Origin of the sequence: Williamsia sp., from assembly GCF_016462415.1 — a bacterium.
Taxonomy (GTDB): Bacteria; Actinomycetota; Actinomycetes; order Mycobacteriales; family Mycobacteriaceae; genus Williamsia_A.
Map to the genome: position 1 here is coordinate 1 of NZ_JAEMTF010000213.1, position 2,409 is coordinate 2,409.

Consider the following 2,409-nt stretch of genomic DNA (forward strand, 5'->3'; position numbering starts at 1 on the left):
GCCGGAGTCATTGGCATCGCCGGACGAACCCCGCTCACCGCCGACACCTGCCCGTTGGTTCCCGATGATCTCTGGAACGGACCAGGGTTCGTCGTGGGCCCGCGCGCGACCACCGCGTTCCTCGCGACGCACCGACCCGAGGCGAACCCCACCCACGGCGAGGTGAGCCCCGATCTCGAGGATCCTTACTTGCTGTGGTCGTTGGTCCTGGACGGGGAGGAACGACCGCGTTCAGACTTGCTGCGCCGAGCACTCGCCGCCACCACGTCCTGGTCTGACCCGCTTCGCGAGCTGGTGCGACGCAGTGACCCGGACAGCGTCGACGCCTTCGTGTTCTACCGGCCGGTGGACCTCACCGGGTGGCCGGCCGGACGCGTCGCGGTCGTCGGGGACGCAGCACACCCCATCCCTCCCACAGCGGGGATCGGAGCGTCTATCGCGATCGCCGACGTCGGCGACCTCGCCGCCGCTCTCAGATCATCGGGCGACCCGACGGCCGCCGTCCAGGCAATGCAACAACCGATGCTGCGCCGCGCAGCGCACGCACAACGGTCGAGTTCCCGGGTTCTGGCGGCGCGCTCAGCTCTGCGCCGCGAAGCGCTACGACGCCCGGCACTCGGCGCGGTGCTACCGACGCTCGACCGCGCGATCCGTCTGCAGACTTCCCTACGACACTGACCGATCACCGCTGTGGAGGTGTGACAGGTACATATGAGATCGGTGGCCCGATACGTCACCGGTGCGCGTAGCTTTCTGACGTTATCGGCTGCGAGTGGCGTTGTCGGATTGTTCTTCCTGCAGGTGAAGCGTTCTCAGGCTGTCCCTGATTGTCTCTGGTCGAATGCGACACGGTGGTGATGGATCTCGTCGGTGTGTTCTGACGCCCACATCGCGAGGCCCAGTACGTGTTCGAGGAGTGAGTCGCCGAGGTGGGTCAGGGCGTAGTCGACGCGCGGCGGTACCTCGGGATAAACGGTGCGTGTGACGAGCCCGTCGCGCTCGAGGTGGCGCAGGGTGAGGGTGAGCATCCGCTGGGAGATGCCAGGGACGCTGCGGTGCAACTGTTTGTATCGCAGCGGTGTGTCGCGGAGAACGGCGATCACGAGAATGCCCCACTTGTCTCCGACACGGTCGAGGATGCTCCGGATCAACGGGGCATCGTCGCCCCACCCCTCGCACGGACCGGGCAGGGTGGCGTCGTGTGCGACCGTTGCGTTCTCGCTGGTGGACATGGGCGCTCCTCACGAACACGAATGTGCCTTCTTGTGGCGACGGTGAAACACACAGACGATGTGGTTGCACACAAACAGTAACCATTCAGGGGTGAGAACGTGTCGTTGATTGTCATAGTGGGTGCCGGGCCAGGGATGGGTCTGGAGATCGCCCGGGTGTTCGGCCGGAACGGTTTCACCGTCGCGCTCGTCGCTCGTGATCGGGCAAAGCTGGATTCCCTCACCGACGTGCTCAACGGCGAGGGGATCGCGGCGACCGCGTTCACTGCCGATCTGCTCGATGCGGCGTCGATCACTGCGGCGTTCGCCCAGATCCGTGAAACCCTGGGAACTGTCGATGTTCTCGAGTTCTCGGCGGCCGACACCAGCCTGCCCGTTGCCGGTGTCCTGGAGGTCACACCGGCTAATCTTCAACCACAGCTCGACTTCTACTTCAGTGCGATACATGTGGTGAAGCAGGTCGTCGACGACATGATCGCCGCCAGAACCGGCACCATCATCATCACCGCCGGAGGTGGATCGGTGGAGCCGTCACCGGCTATGGCGAACATCAACATCGCCTCCGCCGGTTTGCGCAACTGGATTCTAAACCTGCACAACGTGCTCTCTGAACACGGCGTGTACGCAGCGCATCTCGCGATCAGCGTGTGGATCGGATCCGGGCAACCCGGCACATCGGCAGCCGAGATCGCTCCCACGTACTTCGACCTGTACCAGGCACGTTCCGACGCCGACCCCCGCTACCCCGCACTGACCTGACGGCTTCGCCGGATGTCGAGGCTCACCGGTGCGCGGGGGCTTCGGCGGTCAGTCGGGGTACGAGACTGTATGCGTTGTCGTGCATGACATTCGCGAGCATTGAAGGACGACTCGCAAAGTACTCATCGACGTTGTCGGTGAACCAGCCGGCGGTGCGCGGGTTGGCGGCAGGGAAGTCGGTGCCGAACAGGATGTGGCTCGGGTCGACGAAGTTCTCGAGCGCCACCAGATTCGTCTCGAATCCTGACAGGGCGGTTTCGTAGTAGAACGTCTGGAAGTCGGTGAGGATCTCGTCTGCAGTCAGTTCGCAGTCGAGATGGAACGCGCACAGCGCGGCGACGCGGGCGGCCAGATAGGGCGTGCTGCCGCCCGAATGGGCGAGGATGATCCGCACGTTCGGATACTGCCGTTTGCGTCC

The 2,409-nt window shown here is 64.5% G+C and carries 4 protein-coding genes; 2 read left to right on the forward strand and 2 right to left on the reverse strand.

Going from position 1 to position 2,409, the window contains the following annotated elements; translation table 11 throughout:
* On the forward strand, positions 1–678 hold a 678-nt coding region (locus JHC79_RS23385), incomplete at its 5' end, for an FAD-dependent monooxygenase (RefSeq protein ID WP_296395444.1).
* A gap of 134 nt (positions 679–812) precedes the next feature.
* On the opposite strand, the gene JHC79_RS23390 is transcribed toward JHC79_RS23385, so the two are convergent.
* A complete protein-coding gene (locus JHC79_RS23390) occupies positions 813–1,232 on the reverse strand; it encodes a helix-turn-helix domain-containing protein (protein WP_296395446.1) in 420 nt (139 codons plus the stop codon).
* Positions 1,233–1,331: 99 nt separating this feature from the next.
* On the opposite strand from JHC79_RS23390, the gene JHC79_RS23395 reads away from it, so the two are divergent.
* A complete protein-coding gene (locus JHC79_RS23395) occupies positions 1,332–1,991 on the forward strand; it encodes an SDR family NAD(P)-dependent oxidoreductase (protein ID WP_296395448.1) in 660 nt (219 codons plus the stop codon).
* A gap of 22 nt (positions 1,992–2,013) precedes the next feature.
* Here the strand turns inward: JHC79_RS23395 and JHC79_RS23400 are convergent.
* Positions 2,014–2,409 (reverse strand): amidohydrolase family protein (locus JHC79_RS23400; RefSeq protein ID WP_296395450.1); only part of this gene is annotated, 396 nt, incomplete at its 5' end.

Coding starts and splice junctions, on each gene's coding strand:
- JHC79_RS23390 (WP_296395446.1), bottom strand. CDS start 1,232: ATGTCCACCAGCGAGAACGCAACGGTCGCACACGACGCCACCCTGCCC.